The organism is Gardnerella vaginalis (assembly GCF_001563665.1).
In the GTDB taxonomy this organism is placed as follows: Bacteria; Actinomycetota; Actinomycetes; order Actinomycetales; family Bifidobacteriaceae; genus Bifidobacterium; species Bifidobacterium vaginale_A.
This window is the reverse complement of record NZ_KQ961857.1, coordinates 25,277-45,741: the sequence shown is the minus strand read 5'-3', so window position 1 is coordinate 45,741 and position 20,465 is coordinate 25,277. Positions and strand designations below refer to the sequence as shown.

16 protein-coding genes are annotated in these 20,465 nt (G+C 38.2%); all 16 read left to right on the top strand.

From position 1 onward, the window contains the following. Positions 1-2,936, top strand: a 2,936-nt coding sequence (locus tag HMPREF3230_RS02205; protein WP_082266237.1) for a bifunctional [glutamine synthetase] adenylyltransferase/[glutamine synthetase]-adenylyl-L-tyrosine phosphorylase, incomplete at its 5' end; no start/stop codon positions are given. A gap of 172 nt (positions 2,937-3,108) precedes the next feature. Further along, on the top strand, positions 3,109-4,296 hold the full coding sequence (pyrB, locus tag HMPREF3230_RS02200; RefSeq protein WP_075523457.1) for an aspartate carbamoyltransferase: 1,188 nt from the start codon (positions 3,109-3,111) through the stop codon (positions 4,294-4,296). A gap of 60 nt (positions 4,297-4,356) precedes the next feature. Continuing rightward, on the top strand, positions 4,357-5,769 hold the full coding sequence (locus HMPREF3230_RS02195) for a dihydroorotase (protein WP_075523350.1): 1,413 nt from the start codon (positions 4,357-4,359) through the stop codon (positions 5,767-5,769). 30 nt (positions 5,770-5,799) lie between these two features. Beyond that, positions 5,800-6,834: an orotidine-5'-phosphate decarboxylase gene (pyrF, locus tag HMPREF3230_RS02190; protein WP_075523349.1), complete on the top strand. Its 1,035-nt coding sequence runs from the start codon at positions 5,800-5,802 to the stop codon at positions 6,832-6,834. A gap of 180 nt (positions 6,835-7,014) precedes the next feature. Then, positions 7,015-7,911 carry a dihydroorotate dehydrogenase electron transfer subunit gene (locus tag HMPREF3230_RS02185; protein WP_075523348.1) on the top strand — a complete coding sequence of 299 codons (897 nt, stop codon included), beginning with the start codon at positions 7,015-7,017 and terminating at the stop codon, positions 7,909-7,911. Positions 7,912-7,920: 9 nt separating this feature from the next. Continuing rightward, positions 7,921-8,877, top strand: a complete 957-nt coding sequence (locus HMPREF3230_RS02180) for a dihydroorotate dehydrogenase (protein ID WP_075523347.1) — start codon at positions 7,921-7,923, stop codon at positions 8,875-8,877. A 44-nt stretch (positions 8,878-8,921) separates the two neighbouring features. After that, positions 8,922-9,620 (top strand): orotate phosphoribosyltransferase, encoded by a 699-nt coding sequence (gene pyrE, locus HMPREF3230_RS02175; RefSeq protein WP_075523346.1) that lies wholly within the window; start codon positions 8,922-8,924, stop codon positions 9,618-9,620. Positions 9,621-9,698: 78 nt separating this feature from the next. Continuing rightward, positions 9,699-10,703, top strand: coding sequence for a hypothetical protein (locus HMPREF3230_RS02170; RefSeq protein WP_075523345.1), 1,005 nt, complete (start codon positions 9,699-9,701; stop codon positions 10,701-10,703). Positions 10,704-10,832: 129 nt separating this feature from the next. Next, positions 10,833-11,396 (top strand): elongation factor P, encoded by a 564-nt coding sequence (gene efp / locus HMPREF3230_RS02165; protein ID WP_004130995.1) that lies wholly within the window; start codon positions 10,833-10,835, stop codon positions 11,394-11,396. Positions 11,397-11,633: 237 nt separating this feature from the next. Next, complete coding sequence (gene nusB, locus HMPREF3230_RS02160; protein WP_075523344.1) at positions 11,634-12,128, top strand: transcription antitermination factor NusB; 495 nt, start codon at positions 11,634-11,636, stop codon at positions 12,126-12,128. 171 nt (positions 12,129-12,299) lie between these two features. Then, positions 12,300-13,523 carry a glutamine-hydrolyzing carbamoyl-phosphate synthase small subunit gene (gene carA, locus HMPREF3230_RS02155; protein ID WP_075523343.1) on the top strand — a complete coding sequence of 408 codons (1,224 nt, stop codon included), beginning with the start codon at positions 12,300-12,302 and terminating at the stop codon, positions 13,521-13,523. Between the two features lie 19 nt (positions 13,524-13,542). Continuing rightward, positions 13,543-16,929, top strand: coding sequence for a carbamoyl-phosphate synthase large subunit (gene carB, locus HMPREF3230_RS02150; protein ID WP_075523342.1), 3,387 nt, complete (start codon positions 13,543-13,545; stop codon positions 16,927-16,929). A gap of 27 nt (positions 16,930-16,956) precedes the next feature. After that, on the top strand, positions 16,957-17,853 hold the full coding sequence (gene pyrF, locus HMPREF3230_RS02145) for an orotidine-5'-phosphate decarboxylase (protein WP_075523341.1): 897 nt from the start codon (positions 16,957-16,959) through the stop codon (positions 17,851-17,853). A 200-nt stretch (positions 17,854-18,053) separates the two neighbouring features. Next, positions 18,054-18,662, top strand: coding sequence for a guanylate kinase (gmk, locus tag HMPREF3230_RS02140; RefSeq protein ID WP_075523340.1), 609 nt, complete (start codon positions 18,054-18,056; stop codon positions 18,660-18,662). Between the two features lie 155 nt (positions 18,663-18,817). After that, entirely contained in the window at positions 18,818-19,102 is a 285-nt protein-coding gene (rpoZ, locus tag HMPREF3230_RS02135) for a DNA-directed RNA polymerase subunit omega (protein ID WP_075523339.1), read from the top strand. A 112-nt stretch (positions 19,103-19,214) separates the two neighbouring features. After that, on the top strand, positions 19,215-20,447 hold the full coding sequence (gene metK / locus HMPREF3230_RS02130) for a methionine adenosyltransferase (protein ID WP_075523338.1): 1,233 nt from the start codon (positions 19,215-19,217) through the stop codon (positions 20,445-20,447). Positions 20,448-20,465 lie beyond the last annotated feature (18 nt).

Sequence of the window (20,465 nt, the reverse complement as noted above, 5' to 3'; positions counted from 1 at the left end):
ATCCAGATGTTATAAAAGACATATTTTCTCGCAATTTGCAATCTAATGATTTTACTTCTCTATTACAAGTACTTGGAGCTTCTAATGCTTTTGCAATGCTAATGAGAACGCATCCTAATCTTATAAAAGCTGCTGCTAGTGATCCTGAACACTTGCTTCATATGACTCGTCAAGAGCGTTGTAAAGATTTATTGAACGCAATACAAGCGTATAGTGCAACTGTAGTAGTAGCAGAAAATAATGATTCTTCGATAACTATTCCATTGACTTCTTTAGGATTTGCTCAAGCTGTTTCTTCTTTAAGATCTAGATATCGTGAACATGTAGCTGCAATCATGTCTGCTGATTTAGCTAGTGCTGATTGTGTAGAAGTTCAGCCAGATATTAGTCATAAACTTTCTGATGCTGCTGATGCTGTATTAGAAGCAGCGCTAGCTATTGCTAGAGGACAAGTAGAAGGATCTTCATCTTGCAAGTTTGCGATTATTGCAATGGGAAAACTTGGATCTCAAGAAATCAACTATGTTTCAGATATTGATTTAATTTACGTTGTTGCTCCTGTTGAAAATCATCAAAAAGACTATGCTATTCGTGTTGGTACTTCAATTGCAATGGTTCTGCAAAAAGTCTGCCAGTCTGTAGTTCTTGGATCTAGCGAGCCACCTTTGTGGAAAATTGATACAGCACTTAGACCTGAAGGTAAAGATGGTCCGCTTGTGCGACTTCTTGAATCTCACAGAGAATATTATGAAAAGTGGGCTAGTAGTTGGGAATTTCAAGCATTACTGAAGTCACGTCCGTCTGCTGGCGATTTAGAGCTTGGTAAATCTTATTGTGATATGGTTGAGCCTTTAATTTGGAAGGCTTCTAGTAGAGATCATTTTGTTTCAGATTGTCAACATATGCGTCAGCGCGTAGAATCTCTTATTCCTGCATCGGAGCGTGATCTTGATATGAAGCTTGGTAAAGGTGGATTAAGAGATGTTGAATTTACTGTGCAAATGTTACAGCTTGTTCATGGAAGTGACGATAAGTCATTGCGTGTTCGAGATACTCTTTCTGCTTTGCAAGCGTTAGCAATTGGAGGATACGTTTCAAGATCTCAAGCCTCAACTTTAGCTGAACATTACCGTTTTGAACGTGTTCTTGAGCATCGGCAGCAAATGTGGAGTATGCATCGCACTCATTTATTCCCAGATTTAGGTCCTCAAGGCAATGGTGGATTAGATCGCACGCGAAATATTTCAACTGAAAAGTTAAACAGCAATGAGCAAATTCGCAGGCTTTCCAGAGCTGTGAGATTGCGTCCTGAAGAATTAGTTGAGCGTTTCGATAAAGCACGCCGTGAAATTCGTCATTTACATAAAGATATTTATTATCGACCAATGTTGCCTATAAACGCTCAAACAGATTCTGATCCAATTGTGCTTTCTGCTGAAGCTGCTAGAGCTAGATTTGCTTCAATTGGTTTTGCGGATCCTAAAGCTGCTAGTTTGCATGTTAAAGCGCTTACAGAAGGACTTTCAAGAGCTGCTAAAATACATAGGATTTTATTGCCTGCTGTTTTGAAGTGGCTTGGAGATGGTCAGAATCCAGATATGGGATTACTTGCTTTTAGAAAGCTTTCTGAGCGTTTCGGTGGTAAAAACATGTATCTTGGCTTTTTGCGTGATTCTCCTTCAGCTGCAAAAAGATTGTGTCATATTCTATCTGATTCTCGTTATTTGGGCGACGCTATGATGCAATCAATGCAATCGATTACGTGGCTTGGAGATGATGATTTATTATCTGCTAGAAATAGAGATAGTTTAGATATGCAAACTCGCGCTATGCTGGCAAGATACGCTGGAAATATTGAAGATTTTGCTCAATCTTTGCGCTCTTTGCGTAGGCAAGAAATCGAGCGTTTGGCTATTTCTTGGATGTGTGGCTTAATTGATGATGACACTTCTATGAGTGCTATGAGTGATGTTTTTGATGCTGTTTTAGATGCAGCGTTGAAATGGTCTATGCATCAGGCAGCTTTAAAAATGAAATTAGACTCTCCTGTATCTTCTATTGCTATTATTGCAATGGGTCGTTACGGTGGTAGAGAAGTTAATTTCTGTTCTGATGCAGACATTATCGTTGTATACGAGCCAACTTATGCTCACGGTGATTCTGATTCAGACTATCTTGCTTTTAGCTTTGCTCAAACTACAGTCGATATTCTAAGAAATATTTTGCAAGGATCTATTACTCTTGAGCCCAAAATTATGCTTGATTTAGACTTGCGTCCTGAAGGAAAAGATGGGCCGATTGTTCGCTCTTTAGAGTCTTGTGAAAATTATTATCGTAATTGGGCTAGCATTTGGGAGAATCAAGCGTTACTTCGAGCGCGTTTTGCTGCAGGTTCTAAAAACTTAGCAGATTTACTTCTTAACGGAGTAATAAACGATTTGCGATACTGTACGAATCCACTTAATGAATCGCAAATAGCTGAAATTCGTAGGCTTAAAGCACGTATGGAAGCTGAGCGTTTACCTAGAGGTGTTAGTAGAGATCGTCATCTTAAACTTGGTCGTGGAGGATTAAGTGATGTTGAGTGGACTGTTCAACTACTTCAATTGCAATATGCTCATAAATTTGAATCTTTAAGAGTTGTTGGAACAATTAAAGCTTTGAAAGCTTTAGAAGATGAGAATTTAATAAGCAAAGAAGATGCTGAAATTTTTCGTCGCTGTTGGCATATGTGTTCTTCTGTGCGCAATGCAAACTTTTTATGGTCTGGGTCTATGTCTAGAGCTGATGTGATTCCAACTGATTCTTATTCTCTTGGTGGAATAGCAACTTATCTTGGTTATGAGTCAAATCAAGGTAGAGTATTCGAAAATGATTTGTTAGCAATAATGCGTCAATGCCGTGAAGCTATGTCTAGAATATTTTATGGTTGCTAGTTTAAACGCTTTATTGAAAGTATTTTGTGTCGTAGTCTTGTAAATCTTGTACAATCTACAAGGTCGCGCAATATGTGGCCGTCTTTCTACAGAGAAAGGAAAGCCCGTGAAAATTTCCGCTAAATTGCTTGCATCAGATGCCCAATCCGAAAATTCTGGTTGTTTTCTTCCAATTGAGTCAAATATTTCTCAGTCTTTAAGTGGTAAAAGTGTTGTTACGTTGGATGATATTTCGACTGCGCAAATTAGAATGCTTTTAGATAAAGCGCGATACATTGATTCGCACCGTAAAGAAGTGGCTCACACCTGCGATGGCAGATTGTTAGCCACTCTTTTTTATGAGCCTAGTACTCGAACTCGTTTGAGTTTTGAAACTGCAATGTTGCGTTTAGGGGGTAAGGTTATCGGCTTCGCTGGTGCTGGTCTTTCTAGTGCTAGTAAAGGTGAAACAGTAAGTGACACTTTGAAAGTCGTGTCTAATTATGTTGATGTTGTAGCAATGCGCCACCCGAAAGAAGGTGCAGCTTTCGTTGCAACGCAAGCTGTTAATACACCTATTATTAACGCAGGAGATGGCGGACATATGCATCCTACGCAAACTCTTGCAGATTTAGCAACGATTCTTGAGCGTTTTGGTAGATTAAATAATTTAACAGTTGGATTGTGTGGAGATTTAACATATGGACGCACAGTTCACTCACTTATTGAAACTCTTTGTCGTTTTGGAAACGTTCATTTTGTGCTTATTAGCCCAGATGAGCTTAAAACTCCTCAATATGTAATCGACAGAATTAAAGATACTCCTTCTTGCACGTATGAAGAAACTCGTGACTTGATGAAAGTAATCGGCGAACTTGATGTTCTTTATATGACTCGTGTGCAAGAAGAGCGTTTTACTGATCGAGATCAATACTTGCGACTTCGTGATACTTATATTTTGACTGAAGAAAAATTAAATAAAGCAAAGCCAAATACTGCTGTTTTGCATCCTCTTCCTCGAATTAACGAGATTTCAGTTGATGTTGATTGCGATTCTAGAGCTGCATACTTTGATCAAGTAAAGAATGGAATGCTAATGCGTATGGCGTTGGAAAGTTCTGTTCTTGGAGATGAACTTGATGGCTATGAGCCTACAGATTTTGTAAGAGTACCTTTAGAAGAGAATGAATCTAAAGATGCTAATGGAATTTCTCTGAGCCTTCCAAGAATCCACAATAATGATATGAATGCTCCAAAAAATATGACTTGTTCAAATCCTCGCTGTATTACAAATAGTGAATTGACATTAGTTAAAAAATTCTACAAATCAGAATCTGGAATGCATGAATATCATTGCTTATATTGTGATAATAAGGCATAAAGAAAAATAAAATCTATTACAATATATTAAGTATAAAAATTTACGCAAACTAGGAGTTATATGGACGAGGCACGTACCTTAAATTTGCGCAATATCTCTGTGTGGGATACTGGTGAACGTATAGATCTTATAGTTGATGGTGTTCGCCAAGATGCTTTGATAGAGCCTAATGCGCGATTAAGTGGAGATATTGATGCAAGTGACATGATTGTCGCTCCTGGTTTTGCTGATCCGCATGTGCATTTTAGAGATCCTGGTCAAACTGACAAAGAAACTATGCAAACAGGAAGCGAAGCTGCATCTGCTGGTGGTTATACGCAAGTTTTAATCATGCCAAATACGATTCCTGCAGTTGATGGTGAGAAATGGGTTGATGCTCCATTTGATGTTGAAAATGTTATAGATTATTTGCAACGATACGGATGTATCTATGGAGTGAAATTACCTGTTCGCTACGATGTAACTGTTTGCGCTTCTCTTGGTCGTAAAGGATTAAAGCCTAGCAATATAGAGCATTGGGAAAAATATGTTCTTGGAATAAGCGATGATGAAAAAACTTCTCCAATGCGTAAGCATCCTGTTACTGCAATAAGTGATGATGGTGCTGCTGTACCTGAATCTATCTTGTTAGATGTTCTTGATATGGCTAAGAAAACTGGTTTGCCTTTCGTAGAACATTGCGAACATCACGAAAGTGGATGTATGAATGATGGTCCTGTTGCGAAAATGCTTGGTGTTGAAGGTATTGCATCTTCTACAGAATTATCAATTGTTCAAAGAGATATTGACGCTGCTCGTAAAACTGGTGTGCATGTTCATTTTCAGCATGTAAGTACTGCTGCATCTTTTGAAGCTATACGTAAAGCTAAAAAAGAAGGTTTGCCTATTACTTGTGAAACAGCTCCTCACTATCTTGCATTATGTGATGAAGATGTATTGCGTTACGGTTCAATGGCAAAAATGAATCCTCCTCTTCGTTCAAAAGCAGATCGTCAAGCAACACTAGCTGCTATTGCAGATGGAACAATTGATATGATTGCAACAGATCACGCTCCTCATACTAAAAAAGAAAAGTCTGGTGATTTTGCTGTATCTCCTAACGGAATTATTGGTCTTGAATGTGCATATGCTGTTTGCAGAAAAGTGTTAGTAGATGCAGGATACACAGATGATAAACATTTGATTGAGTTGATGTCAGTCAATCCTATGCAATTGATGAGTAGAAGGCCAACTGATATTGCTGCATTGCTTAACGTATCTTCTAGATGTGACACGAAGCGTACTTTGAGATTGAGCATAACTGAGCATCCTGAAAATGTTGATTTAGTTTTGATTAACACAAAGGAAAGATGGACTGTGAACGCTGAATCTTTCCATTCAAAAGCTCGTAACACTCCATTCGATGGATGGGATGTTAAAGGACGTCCAGTAGCTACAATTATTGGATCTGAAATTGCGTTTTCAAGAATGTGAATTTAATTTATCTAATTTAGGGGAAATTGTATGGACGAACTTATAGAAGCAATCGAATCTAAACAAAATCCTAGCGTTGTAGGGTTAGATCCTAAAGCCGATATTGTTCCTATTGAGATTATTAACGGACTTGTTGATGAAGTTTTACAAGAAGTTGATGATTCTGAGGCTCTTTCAACTCTTATGGCTACAGCGTATTTCGAATTTAATCGTTCGATTATTGATGCAATAGCAGATGTTGTTCCAGCAGTAAAACCTCAAATAGCTATGTATGAAGCGCTTGGTCCTGCTGGAATAGATACATACACTATGACTTGCGAATATGCAAAATCTAAAGGATTAGTTGTAATAGGGGATGCTAAAAGAGGAGATATTGGATCTACTGCAGCTCAGTATGCTGCTCATATAAGCGGTTTTACAGATATTACATCTTATTTGACTTCAAAAAATGAATTATTGAATGATTCTTTAACAAAAATTTTAGAAAAATCACAAAATAATGATGTTTGGCATGAAGATTCATTAACTGTTAATCCTTATATGGGTTCAGATGGCGTGAAGCCTTTTATAAATAATGCTGTTAAGTATAATAAGAGCATTTTTGTTCTTCTTAGAACGTCAAATCCTTCTAGTAAAGAGTTGCAAGAGCTTGTTGTACAAGATGGTAAAGCTGTATACGAGCATATGGCTGATCTTATTGAACAATGGGGTGAGTCAAATATTGGAAAGCATGGTTATTCTAGAGTCGGTGCTGTAGTTGGAGCTACTCATCCTGAAGAAGGTAAACATTTACGCAATCTTATGCCTCATACTTTCTTTTTGGTTCCAGGATATGGTGCTCAAGGCGGTACAGCTCAAGATGTTGCTGGCATGTTTGACGAATTTGCCTCTGGAGCTATAGTTAATTCTTCTCGTGGAATTATAGGATCGTGGAAAAAATCAGAATCATATATAAAAAATAAGGGTTCGTTATCTATAGATAGTGTTCTTGAAATTGTTAGAGATTGTGCTTATGAATCTGCATGTGATATGCGCGATAACTTGCGTCAAGCTGTGTATCGCTAAAATATGTTGATTAAAAGGTGAATATTCGTGAAACTGTTAAGTGCAAATAATAGTAATTTGATATAACTTAAGAATAATTTAAAAGATAGCTTAATAAATTGTTTATAATAACTAAAATTTAAGCTTTTTAGATTTAAAAATAAAAATTGATAGCAATTACTACAAGAGTAGGGGTATCACATGAGTGATGGCATGTTTATGCATACGCGAAAAGCTTTGGAAAGCTCCATATTTACTTTTCGTAATAATAATGCTGATGATATAGGTGGTAGTCCCTCAAAATCTAATGATGACGCAAAATATTCACCTCTTTTAGCAAGACGTGCTATAGAAGTAATAGACAATCAGAAACTTGATGATGGTGTATATCGTTTGACTTTGCGAGATTCTGCTATAGCTGAATGTGCGCTTCCTGCTCAATTTGTAAATTTGTATTCTCCTGATTCAACAACTATGCTTCCTAGACCTTTTGGAGTTGCAAGTGTTGAAGGTGATACTTTTACTTTAATATTCGCTGTTGTAGGAGTCGGTACGAAAGCTTTTTCTCGCCTTCGTGCAGGTGATAGTGTTGATGCGATTGGTCCTTTAGGAATAGGGTATGATATTTCTAAATCTGCTCATTATATTCTTGTAAGTGGAGGATTAGGAGTTCCTCCTTTGATATGTGCTTCTCAAGCATTAAGTAAGTGTGAGAATTCTACTGTAAGCGCGATTCTTGGATATAGAGATAAGCGTTTTGCGGATGATTTAATGAAAGAATATATTAGTGATGTTCATAGTATTACTAATTCTGAAGGAACTGTTATTACGCTTCTTAATAAATTAGAGGAAGAAAATCATTTTAATTTTAATGATAATTTGCCGATTGTAATTCTTTCGTGTGGTCCTCTTGCAATGATGAAAGCTGTTTCTCATTGGGCGCATGAGCGTAGTATTGAATGTCAACTTAGTTTAGAGGCTCGTATGGGTTGTGGCTATGGCACTTGTGTTGCTTGTGTAGTAGATACTCTAGAAGGTCGATTGAAAGTTTGTAATGAAGGTCCAGTTTTTGATTCTAAGCGATTGGGTTGGGAGTAAGAAGTAAATATGAACGCTACAAATTCCGCTGCAACTTTAGGTTTTGACACAAGTCACGTGTGGAAGCATCCAACTCAAGTTGCAGGTGTTAAGTGGAAAAACATGGTTGGAACTGCTTCTGGAACTTTTCAGCTTGCAGCATGTCGTCGTTTTTATGATGTTAGTCAGCTTGGTGCAATATGTACTAAAGGTGTTTCACCTGTGCCTTGGCAAGGAAATCCTGCTCCTAGAACAGCAGAGTCTCCTTCTGGAATGGTAAATGCAGTTGGTTTACAAAATCCTGGAGTTGACCATTATTTAGTAGATGAGCTACCTAAGCTTAAAAAGATGGGAGCGCTTGTAATTACTAATGTTGCAGGCCATAGTGACGATGACTATGCTCAGGTTGTAGCTAAACTTGCAGATTCTTCTGCAGATATGTTGGAGATTAACGTTAGTTGTCCAAATGTCACTCACGGTGGTATGAGTGTCGGCACGGATCCAGTGGCATTACACCGCTTAATTACTCGTCTTCGCGCAATGACAGATAAGCCGATGATTGTGAAAATGACTCCGAATGTTACAGATATTGTGACAATTTGTAAAGCTGCAGTTGATGCTGGTGCTGACGCTCTTAGTATGATTAACACTTTAGTTGGATTGCGTATTGATATTCGAACTGGTGAGCCAATTATTGCTAATCGCACTGGTGGTGTTTCTGGGCCTGCTGTTTTTCCAATTGGTTTAGGATTTGTTTGGCGAGTTCGTCAAGCTATGCCAGATATTCCTATTATTGGTATTGGCGGAATTGATTCTGGAGAAAAAGCACTTGAATACTTGTATGCTGGCGCTAATGCAATAGAAGTTGGTGCTGCTGCTTTAGTTGATCCTACAGCTCCAATCCGTATTGCTAGAGAATTAGATGATTTGCTTGATTCTAGACCAAAATTAGCATCTTTGCTTGCTGAAGGTAAGACTTGGCGTTAGCGATTTTGCAAAACTTATAAAAATATTAAGAAAGTGAGTTAATAATGGAACAGTTAGACGAACGTTTTACTAAGTTTTTACTTGATTCAGGAGCTCTTAAATTTGGTGATTTCACATTGAAGTCTGGTAGAAAATCGCCTTATTTCATAAACGCTGGAGCATTTGACGATGGAATGAAAATTGCAACTCTTGGAGATTATTACGCTAAAAGAGTTGTACAAGCAATAAATAACAGTCAACTCCCGAAAGATATTGATACTGTATTTGGTCCAGCGTATAAAGGAATTCCTTTGGCTGTTTCTACTTCTATTGCGTTGACTAATAATTACAATATGCCGGTTGGTTTTACTTTCGATCGTAAAGAAAGAAAGGATCATGGCGATGGCGGTGTTATGGTTGGAAAGCCTTTGAAAGATGGCATGAAAGTTTTATTAGTTGACGATGTTATGACTGCAGGAACAGCTGTTCGTGAAACTTTACCAAAATTAAATTCTGAAGCAAAAGTTGAAGTAGTCGGTTTGATTTTAGCAGTTGATAGAATGGAGCGCACAAAAGATAGCGATCTTTCTGCAGTAAAAGCAGTCGAGAAAGAATTTGGCTTCCCTGTTTTGCCAATTGCTAACGTAAGTGAAATTTTTAATGCAGCTCAAAAGCTTACAAATAGTGATGGAAGTGCTGTTATGGATGAAAATCTTGTAAGAAGCGCAAAAAAGTATTTGCAAGAGTATGGAGCGCGTGAATAGCATTAAAAATTAAATTTCTTTATATAGTTATATTATTTACGTTATTGTTGTGTGAATTTTACTATGAAATGACCGATTATGAATGATCAAAATAGCAACTTCGATAACCCGGAAGATATGCCTCCTGAATTTATACCTGCTGATTATGATAAAGACACGAGCGAAAACGGTTCTAGTTATAATGATGATTTTGATAATTCATTATTTGGTGGTAAAAGAGAAATTGCAGCTGTAGTTGCTGTTTGCGTTATTGCAATTGCTATTGTTGCGTCAATTGTATTTTTCTTGTTTACTACTAATTCTAATAGCATAAAACATAATAATGTTAGTGAGCCTACTAAGAATTGCGTTCGCTTGCGTAAAGATTTGCTTTTTGAGCAAAAAAATCTAGAGGCAACTCTTTCTAGTGACGATGTTAGTAATGCTACAGAAATTAAAACATATGATTTCGTAGTGAATTCTGATGAAGCTAAGAGCGCTTTTGATGATTTCGAATCTTCTTTAAATTATGTTAAAGCGGATTTAAATGAGAAGATTCAAAATTGTCCAGTTGGTGCTGATTCTAGCAATTCTCCTTCTGTGGAAGATAAGTTTTCTGGGAAAATTGAAAATTTCCGTCAAGATAATGATTCCCTGAAAAAATCTGCTTATAACGCTGTTAAAGCTGCCAAGAGTGTTATTTCAGCAAAGCTAGTGAAATTGGTTTCTAAAGGCAAAGATCTTATAAATAAAACTAAAAATATTCCTGTTTTATCTCAAGCTAAAGATGAATTACAGAAAATCGTTGATTTAGCTAATCAAGCTCTTAATAATAGCAATAACAATAATATTAAAGAGATGAAGCAATGCATTGACGATTTAAAGAAAGCTTTTGATCAATATCTTGAGAAAATTAAAAATTTGAGTTCTAATTTTCTAAATCGTGATGGTAATGGATATCCGCTTTCTTCTCAACATCAAAAAGATGATGATGGAGGATACGTCCCGTCTGGTCGTGATGATAATTCAGACTCTGTTGATCCTGATTATATTGACACTCAAGATAGTCAAGATAGTCAAAGTGGTCAAGATGGTCAAAATTAAGAAAAATATGCTATTTCGTCTTTAGTATTGTTTTTGGATTTTAATTAGTTGACGCTTTGTGGCATAATAAGCAAGGTTTATTTCTTAAGCTGCGCTTGCAGCTTTATTAGCGAAAGAAACAGGTAACTCGTGGCACAGACTACCAATGATATTAAGAATGGATCGGTTTTAAACCTTGAAGGTCAGCTTTGGACTGTTGTTAAGTTCCAGCATGTAAAGCCAGGTAAAGGTCCTGCTTTTGTGCGCACTACTATTAAGAATGTGCTCTCAGGCAAGATCGTTGATAAGACTTTTAACGCCGGAATGAAGATGGAGTTTGAAACTGTTGACAATCGTACTTTGCAATATTCTTATGAAGATGGAGATAATTTTGTCTTCATGGATATGACAACTTACGATCAAGTTTATATTCCTAAGGACTTGGTTGGAGATCAAAGCAAGTATTTGCTTGAAGGTACTGATTGCATAGTAAGTTTCCATGACGGCACTCCTTTAAGTGTTGAGCTTCCAGCATCTGTGATTTTGACTATTACTCATACAGAGCCTGGTTTGCAAGGTAATCGTTCTAATGCTGGAACTAAACCAGCAACTGTAGAAACCGGAGCTGAGATTCAGGTTCCGCTTTTCGTAGGTGAAGGTGAAAAAGTTAAGGTCGACACTCGTGATGGATCTTATCTTGGTCGTGAGAACTAATTAAATTTTCAATATTGGGCGGCCTGGTAACGATATATTTTACGCGTTGCTGGGTCGTTCTTTTCGATTTTTAATATAGATTTTCTTTATTTTCTAAATATTTAGCGTTTGAAAATTTTATTAAGAATAAAAAATCGAATTAGTAAAATTCTTTATTGGATAAACGATTAAGTTTAATGTTAAAGTAAAACTTAATAAAGATTTAGTTAAATACAATATAAAACGAAGGACTCTACTATGGCACGCTCTACAGCTCGTAAGAGGGCTTTGAATACGCTTTACGAAGCAGATGAAAAAAGTCAGAATATTCTTTCTTTACTTGATGAGCGCGTAAAAGAGCCTGGCGCTCAAACTCCTCTTCCAGAATATGCAGTTGAGATTGTGCGCGGTGTAGGTGAACGCCGCCATAGAATTGATAAAGTGCTTAATTATTGTTCAACCGGCTGGAAAGTTGGAAGAATGGCTGTTATTGATCGTAATATTTTACGAATCGCAGCATGGGAAATTCTTGCGAACGATGATGTTCCAGATAAAGTAGCTATTGATGAAGCTATTGCACTTGCAAAGATTTATAGTGATGATGATGCTATTGCTTTCATTCATGGATTGTTGAGTGCAATTGTTTCTTCTAAAGATGATTGTTTAGCTAGATTAAATGGTGATGTAGTTTCACAAGACGCTGATGAAACGGATGCTAGTGAATCTGAAACTAGTGAATCTTTGCAAGAATAGAAGAATAGTAAATTATTTTCTAGATTTAATGTAGTTGAATAATTGAAATTTTGTTAATCCGCTTAAAGTATTTGCTTAAGCGGATTTTTTATATCCACAATTTCGGCGAGTCGCGGTCCTACAATCTGAGTAGACTTGCCACGAATAACCTAAAGCCATAAGGGGGTTAAGGTGGACTACAATGACACCTTTGCTGGATTCGACAGTGACGATGCAGTATTGGTATTAGAGGATGGTCAGGTTTACGTTGGTAAACCTTTTGGTGCTAAAGGTTCTACATGCGCTGAGATTGTGTTCTCAACAGGTATGACAGGCTATCAGGAAACACTAACTGATCCAAGTTATGATCAACAAATCGTTGTTCAAACGTTCCCACACATAGGAAATACAGGTGTTAACCTTGAAGATCCAGAATCTTCAAAAATCTGGGTTGCTGGATATGTTGTTAAAGTTCCAAGCCCGGTTGTTAGTAATTGGAGATCTACTGGTTGCTTGCAAGATGATTTAGAAAAACAAGGTATCGTTTCAATCAGTGGTATTGATACTAGAAAGCTGGTACGTCATTTACGCTCGGTAGGCGTTATGCGTGCCGGCATTTTTTCTAGTGATGCGCTTATTGACAGTACAACTGGAGCAATACGTACAGTTGCATCGTTTGTTAATGAAATTAAGAAAACTCCTCAAATGCAAGGCTTGCGTTTAACTGATGAAGTAAGTACTAAAATTACTTATACTATTGAGCCATCTGGAGAGTATGAGGGCAAGAAACCGTTATTCAGTGTTGCAGCTGTTGATTTTGGAATTAAAGCAATGACTCCGCATCGTTTAGCTGAGCGCGGATGCAAAGTATATGTTGTAAATTCAGGAATTTCTTTTGAAGATCTTCAAAATCTTAATGTTGATGGAGTATTTTTCTCTAATGGTCCTGGAGATCCATCTCAAGCTAATCGTGAAGTTGAGTTGTTGCGTAAAGTTTTGGATGCAAAATATCCATTCTTTGGAATTTGCTTCGGGAATCAGCTTTTAGGTAGAGCGTTAGGATTCGATACTTACAAGTTAAAATTTGGTCATCGCGGAGTAAATCAGCCTGTAAAAGATTTAACCACTGGAAAAGTTGAAGTTACAGCGCATAATCACGGTTTTGCTGTGGATGCTCCTATTGGTCAGCCGGTTCAATCTCCTTATGAGAATGGTAAATTTGGTAAAGTTTTGGTTTCTCATATTGATTTGAACGATAACGTTGTTGAAGGATTGCAATGTTTAGATATTCCAGCTTTCTCTGTGCAATATCATCCTGAAGCTGCTGCTGGTCCTCATGATGCATCTTATTTGTTTGATCGTTTTATAGAGCTTATGCGCTTGCATAATAACAATTGCGTTAAATCAGAAAAGTAATAATAAGGGGAAATTTACTATGCCAAAACGTACTGATATAAAGTCTGTTATGGTAATTGGTTCTGGTCCTATTGTTATTGGCCAGGCTGCAGAATTTGATTATTCAGGAACTCAAGCTTGTAGAGTTTTGCATGAAGAGGGTATTCGCGTAATCTTAGTCAACTCTAATCCAGCTACGATTATGACTGATCCTGAGCTTGCTGATGCTACTTATATTGAGCCGATTGACACGTCAATTTTAGAGAGAATAATTGCAAAAGAGAAGCCAGACGCGCTGTTGCCAACACTAGGCGGTCAAACGGCGCTTAATGCAGCGATGGATTTAGGTCGTGCAGGAATTCTAGAGAAGTACAACGTTGAGCTGATTGGCGCTTCTTTGGAAGCAATCGATAGAGGAGAAGATCGTGAGCTTTTCAAGAAAGTCGTTGAAAAAGCTGGAGCGGAAAGCGCAAAATCATTTATTGCTCATTCAATAGAAGAAGTAGACAAAATTGTTGAAACTTTAGGATACCCAGTAGTAGTACGTCCAAGCTTTACAATGGGTGGATTGGGCTCTGGTATTGCTCATAATGAAGAAGAGTTGCATCGTATTGCAGGAGCAGGCATACATTATTCTCCAACTAATGAAGTTCTTATTGAAGAAGGAATAGAAGGTTGGAAAGAATTTGAACTTGAGCTTATGCGAGATTCAAAGGATAATGTTGTAGTTGTTTGCCCTATTGAAAATGTTGATCCAGTAGGAGTGCATACAGGTGATTCTATTACTGTAGCTCCATGTTTTACTCTTACAGATCGCGAATATCAAAAGATGCGTGATATTGGTATTGCTATTATTCGCGGTGTTGGTGTAGATACTGGTGGATGCAATATTCAGTTCGCAATCAATCCTCAAACGGGTCGCATAATTGTAATCGAGATGAATCCTCGCGTATCTCGTTCTTCTGCTCTTGCATCTAAAGCTACTGGCTTCCCGATTGCGAAAATTGCAACGAAACTTGCTCTTGGATACACTTTGGATGAGATTCAAAATGATATTACTCGTTCTACTCCTGCAAGTTTTGAGCCAACGATTGACTATGTTGTTACTAAGATTCCGCGTTTTGCTTTCGAAAAATTCCCAGGAGCAGATACCACTCTTACTACTTCTATGAAGTCAGTTGGTGAAGCAATGGCGTTAGCTGGAAACTTCCAGGAATCTCTTGGTAAAGCAATGCGCTCAATTGACAAGCGTCATGCATGCTTTAGCTGGGATGGTGAGTGTCCAAGTAAAGAAGAAGTTGAGGATCTTCTAAATGAGATTCATACTCCAACAGAGCATAGATATTTGCAAATTCAGCGTGCTTTGTGGGGAGGAGCTACTCCTGAACAGATTTTCGATGCAACTAAAATTGATCCGTGGTTTATTCATCAACTTGCACAAATCAATAAAACAGCTTTATATGTTAAAAATGCTGAAACTTTAACTCCTAAAGTTTTGAAGAATGCTAAGCTTGCAGGTCTTTCGGACGTTCAAATTGCACATTTGCGTTCTCTTGGTGATGAGGGTGAAAATATGGTCCGCGAGCTTCGCTGGGCTTATGGATTGCATCCTGTTTATAAAACTGTAGATACATGTGCTGCAGAGTTTGATGCTATTACTCCTTATTACTATTCTTGCTATGCTGATGAAAGTGAATTGAAGAAGCGCAATCGTGAAGCAGTAATTATTCTTGGCTCTGGTCCGAATCGAATTGGACAAGGAATTGAGTTTGATTACACTTGTGTTCATGCTGTTCAAGAACTGGGTAAGGATTACGACACTATTATGGTTAATTGTAATCCTGAAACTGTTTCTACAGATTATGATATGTCTGATCGTCTTTACTTTGAGCCTCTTACTTTCGAAGATGTTCTTGAAATTTATGAAGCTGAAAAGAAACTTGGACCAGTTAAAGGCGTGATTGTGCAGCTTGGTGGTCAAACTCCACTTTCGCTTGCTGCTCGTCTGAAAGCTGCAGGAGTTCCAATTTTGGGAACAACTCCTGAAGCTATTGATTTGGCTGAAAATCGTGAACTTTTCGGTGAAGTTCTTCGTCAAGAAGGAATGAATGCTCCTCGATACGGTACAGCGTTAAGTTTAGATGAAGCAAGGGATGCTGCTCACGCAATCGGTTACCCGGTTCTTGTGCGACCAAGCTACGTGCTTGGCGGGCGTGGCATGGAAATCGTGTACGATGACTCTCAGCTTGCAAAATATGTTGAGCGCGCATTGAATGAGGCTCGTGCAGACACTGTTGTTTCTGGCAGGCTTCCTTCTCCTCTTTTGATTGATAAGTTCCTGCAAGACGCTATTGAAATTGATGTTGACGCGCTTTATGACGGCAATGAGCTTTATATTGGCGGAATTATGGAACATGTTGAGGAAGCTGGCGTGCACTCTGGTGACGCAGCTTGCACTCTTCCTCCAAGCACACTTTCGGACGATCAGATTCGCCGCCTTCGTGAGGGCACGCTTTCGATTGCTCGCGGCTGCTCAGTTCGCGGTCTTATTAACGTTCAGTACGCTTTTATGGCGAATACTTTGTACGTGATTGAGGCAAATCCTCGAGCATCGCGCACAGTTCCGTTTGCATCTAAGGCAACTGGTGTAGCGCTTGCTAAAGCTGCTGCACGAATTATGGCTGGTGAAACAATCGAACAGCAACGTAAACGTGGTCTTCTTCTTCCTAAGGGTGACGGCGGTGATATTCATCAAGGTCAACAAGTTGCTATTAAAGCTTCCGTGCTGCCTTTTAAGCGTTTCCGCACTCCTGTTGGACGTACTGTTGATATTCTTCTTGGACCTGAAATGCGTTCAACTGGTGAAGTTATGGGATTCGATAGAGATTTTCCACACGCTTTTGCTAAAAGCCAGCTTGCTGCATATAAGGGAGGATTGCCAACAAGCGGAAATGTATTTGTTTCTGTAAGTGATGCAGATAAAAGACAATTGCCATTATTAGCTGTTCGTTTAGTGGAACTTGGTTTTACTATTTGGGCTACTGAAGGTACTGCTTCTGTATTGCGTAGATACGGTATTGATTCTGTTATTGTAGATAAAATTTCTAGTATTGGTGATACCGCTAAAGATGTGCGTGATAGCGAATATTCTAAAGAAAGAATTGGCAAAAACGTAGTAGAACTTATTGAGAATGGTAAGATTGATATGGTGCTGAACACACCGAATTCTAGAGGATCTCGCACTGATGGATATGCAATTCGTGCTGCTGCTGTTGCTGCAGATCTTCCTCAATTCACTACAATTACTGAGTTCGCACCTGTTTTAATGGCTATTGAAGCTGTTAAAAACAATGATTATCAGGTTATGAGTATACAGGAGCATGCTAAGCAACTGTTTGCAATAGAATGTGCTGAAAACCAAAAGTAGCTTTAAGAAAGTCGAGCGTAAAATCATATGACTGAAAGCATATGCGATCAAGAATTACAAGCACAAAGATCTGATTTTGGTTTGCGTTTACAAAATGCAATGGCAAAATATGGACCTCTATGTGTCGGTATTGATCCTCATAGGAAAATGTTGCTTAATTGGGGATACAATATGGATGCTCAAGGTGCTGAATTGTTCTCTATGCGAATGCTTCAATCTATGAACGGTCGTGCTGCTGCAGTTAAATTCCAATCGAGTATGTTTGAGCGCTACGGATCTAAAGGTTTCGCAGCGCTTGAACGTGTTCTTTATGCGGCTCGTCAAATGGATGTTATTACTATTGTTGATTGCGGTCATGGTGGTTTATCTACAACTATTTCAGCTTTAGCAGATGCATATTTTAAGCCTGGAGCACCATTAAGAGCAGATGCTATAACTCTTCTTCCATATTATGGCGCTCGCTCTATGAGTAGTCTTATAAACGAAGCTTTGAATAATGGATGTGGAGTTTTCATGGCTTCTCTGACATCTAATCGTGAAGGAGCTAATCTTCAAACAGCTATTCGTCAAAGTGGAAGTTATCGCGGGCATACTGTTGCTCATGGTATTGCTCAAACTGCTCAAAGCTTTAATGAGCACACTAAAGGCATGGGTTCGGTTGGCTTAATTGTTGGAGCTACTATTGGAGATTGGATGAATGGTGGAGATGTTGATCTTACTAGTTTTACAGGTCCAATTCTTTCTCCTGGATATGGTTGGCAAGGAGCTGAAGCAAACGATTTGAAAACTGTATTTGCTGGAACTCACGGAAATGTTTTAGTTACTGTTTCTAGATCTATTGCTTCTCATGGTCCAGATATCGGCTCTCTTTCAGCTGCTACTGAGCGTATTGCTTGGGATATTCGTCAAGCTTTAATGGATTGACGATTCTCAACATTAAGCTTGACGAAAATATTAAATTAAATTGTTGGATTTAAGAGCAAATAAAAATCAGCAATAAGGCATTAACAGAAAACGAAGTTATAATTCATGTAAGAGTGGTAACGTGTTTATATGTTTATGTAATGTATTTTTACGTAAGCTATAGTAAACAAAACATGATTTTAGTGGAGCACGATGTTACGATGGCCAATACAACTTATACATACGGTGTTCGTAAGCGTAGGCTTATTGTTCTTACTGGTCCTACTGCCGCTGGAAAAGGTACTGTTGAAGGCGTATTGCGTGAAAAACACCCTAATATTTGGCTCTCTGTTTCTGCAACTACTAGATCTCCTCGCCCAGGAGAGTTTAATGGCATTCATTATTGGTTTTTAGATGAAGATGAGTTTAAGCGCCGTCAGCGTAACGGAGAATTTTTAGAAACTGCACTAGTTCATGGAATGGCTTATTACGGAACTCTTCTTCAGCCTGTTTTAGATCATTTAGAGCAGAATATTCCTACTCTTTTAGAGATCGATTTGCAAGGTGCTAGGCGAGTTAAGCAAGAAGCTTCCCGTTTAGGATTAGAAGTTGTTTATGTTTTTATAGCTCCGCCAAGTTTTGAAGAACTTAAAAGAAGATTGATTGGTCGTGGTACTGAAACTCCTGAGCAGCAAAAGCGGCGTTTAGAAACTGCGAAAGTAGAGATAGCTGCTGCTAGCGAATTTGACGTAGTTATTGTTAATGATGATGTAAATCGTGCTGCTAACGAGTTATGGAATATAATTGCTCAAGAATATGATTTGAAGTGAGCGAAAGCTGTTTTTCTCCTTTAGTCTTAGAGCATAATAGTATAGAACATTTAAAATTTTTTATTTAAAAGGAAATCGATGCTTGCAATATCCAAGCTGTAGCATATAATAAGCAACTTGGAACTATTGTGGCACCATAGAATATGGAGAACATTATGGCATTGGGCACTCAGCCAACACCTACGGGACTTGCGAATCCGCCGATTGACGATTTGATGGAACATGCGGACTCCAAGTATGCGCTTGCCTTGTTTGCCGCAAAACGAGCACGGCAGATTAATTCTTATTTCACTCAACTCAATGAGGGCTTATTGCAAAATGTTGGTCCGCTTGTTGAGTATCAAAATCAAGAAAAGCCTCTTTCTATTGCTTTCCGTGAAATCAACGAAGGCTTGTTAGAGGAAACTCTTGGTGACGATGATATGAGTGAAGGCAATTAAGTTTTATTTCTTTGTTAGAACGATCGCAGTCATATAAGGTAGCTCCTTGAGTGATTATATGGCTGCGATTTGTTAGTTTATGCGTGATTTTGCTTAAAAATATGGAGGGTACATGAAAGAACGCAAGTTAATTTCTGCAGAATCTGTGACAGAGGGGCATCCAGATAAGTTATGTGATCAAATTGCTGATTCGATTTTAGACGATATGCTCAGCCAAGATCCTAGTGCTCATGTTGCTGTAGAAGTGTGTGCTTGCGTAGGTCAATTCGTAGTTTTTGGCGAAGTTCGTGGAGAAGTTTATACAGATATTCCTGGAATAGTTCGTAAAGTTGTTAGAAACGTTGGATATACGAGTTCTACTATTGGTCTTGATGCAGATTCATGCGGTGTTATGGTATCGCTTACTGAGCAAAGTTCTGAAATAAATCAAGGTGTACAGCGTATAGATTCTAAGAATGATTCAGTTTCTTTACAAGATCGTTATTCTTCTCAAGGTGCTGGTGATCAAGGTGTTATGTTTGGTTATGCTAGCGATGAAACAGATTCTTATATGCCTTTGCCTATTTATTTAGCTCATAAGCTTGCGTATAGATTAGCAAAAGTTCGTAAAGATGGTATTATCCCGCATTTGCGTCCTGATGGTAAAACTCAAGTCACTATTGAATACGGTGAAGATGGTAGTCCTAAGCGTGTTGATACTGTTCTTATTTCTACTCAACACGATCCAAATGTTTCGCATGATTGGCTTCAAAAGCAATTAGTAGAAAATGTTGTTAATCCTGTTTTTAAAGAAACTCTTGAAAATAAAGTTAGTTACGAAAATTATAGGATGTTAGTTAATCCTACTGGCTCATTTGTATTAGGAGGGCCTGCTGCAGATTCTGGTTTGACAGGCAGAAAAATTATTGTCGATACATATGGTGGAGCTGCTCATCATGGTGGCGGTGCTTTTTCTGGAAAGGATCCAAGTAAAGTAGATCGTTCTGCTGCTTATGCTGCTAGATGGGTGGCAAAGAATATAGTTGCGGCATCTTTAGCTCATAAAGTAGAAGTGCAAGTAGCTTATGCCATTGGTATTGCTGAGCCAGTTAGTGTAAATATAGAAACTTTCGGTACTGAAACTTCTGGAATAAGTTGTGACGATATATCTAAAGCTGTTCGTATGGTATTTGATTTGCGCCCTGCAGCAATTATTGACGAGCTTAATTTATTGCGTCCAATTTACGCTAAAACTGCATCCTATGGTCATTTTGGCAGAACTGATGTGCAATTCCCTTGGGAGAATTTGAATCGTGTTGAAGATTTGAAACATGCTATTTCGTCTATTCATCAGCAGAATTGTTAGACTGTTTAGCATAAGAGT

Coding starts and splice junctions, on each gene's coding strand:
- HMPREF3230_RS02195 (WP_075523350.1), top strand. CDS start 4,357: ATGGACGAGGCACGTACCTTAAATTTGCGCAATATCTCTGTGTGGGAT.
- pyrF (WP_075523349.1), top strand. CDS start 5,800: ATGGACGAACTTATAGAAGCAATCGAATCTAAACAAAATCCTAGCGTT.
- HMPREF3230_RS02185 (WP_075523348.1), top strand. CDS start 7,015: ATGAGTGATGGCATGTTTATGCATACGCGAAAAGCTTTGGAAAGCTCC.
- HMPREF3230_RS02180 (WP_075523347.1), top strand. CDS start 7,921: ATGAACGCTACAAATTCCGCTGCAACTTTAGGTTTTGACACAAGTCAC.
- pyrE (WP_075523346.1), top strand. CDS start 8,922: ATGGAACAGTTAGACGAACGTTTTACTAAGTTTTTACTTGATTCAGGA.
- HMPREF3230_RS02170 (WP_075523345.1), top strand. CDS start 9,699: ATGAATGATCAAAATAGCAACTTCGATAACCCGGAAGATATGCCTCCT.
- nusB (WP_075523344.1), top strand. CDS start 11,634: ATGGCACGCTCTACAGCTCGTAAGAGGGCTTTGAATACGCTTTACGAA.
- carB (WP_075523342.1), top strand. CDS start 13,543: ATGCCAAAACGTACTGATATAAAGTCTGTTATGGTAATTGGTTCTGGT.
- pyrF (WP_075523341.1), top strand. CDS start 16,957: ATGACTGAAAGCATATGCGATCAAGAATTACAAGCACAAAGATCTGAT.
- gmk (WP_075523340.1), top strand. CDS start 18,054: ATGGCCAATACAACTTATACATACGGTGTTCGTAAGCGTAGGCTTATT.
- rpoZ (WP_075523339.1), top strand. CDS start 18,818: ATGGCATTGGGCACTCAGCCAACACCTACGGGACTTGCGAATCCGCCG.
- metK (WP_075523338.1), top strand. CDS start 19,215: ATGAAAGAACGCAAGTTAATTTCTGCAGAATCTGTGACAGAGGGGCAT.